Source organism: Cedecea sp. B1(4) (assembly GCF_059414925.1).
Genome location: NZ_JCAHMZ010000142.1, coordinates 1 through 308, shown reverse-complemented (window position 1 = coordinate 308; position 308 = coordinate 1). Strand labels below are relative to the sequence as shown.

Below are 308 nucleotides of genomic sequence, written 5' to 3'. Positions count from 1 at the left end.
CGGGCTGCGTTGACCTAGAGGCGTGTCCAGGCAGTTCATCCCGTCGCGTGCAGTGTTCTGCAGGCGCTTGTAGACAGCCAGGTAGCGGAGCTCTGGCGGCAATGCGTCACAGATGGAACTGATAAACCCGAGCGATGAAATTCCAATGTCGGTAATTCCCATCCACGGAAGTTGGGTTTCGCCGGGGATCAGACATGCTTCGATGTGGCTGTTGTTCATCAGGACGGACTTGCCCGATCCGGGCTTGCCGATCACCGCTTTTACCCAAGAAACTTGATCGTCAGAGAAGCGCTCTTCCCGGAGAATTT

1 protein-coding gene is annotated in these 308 nt (G+C 55.8%); it reads right to left on the bottom strand.

What is annotated here, in order from left to right:
* The coding region (locus ACR6JA_RS22390; protein ID WP_494599618.1) for a hypothetical protein at window positions 1–308 on the bottom strand (308 nt) is incomplete at both ends.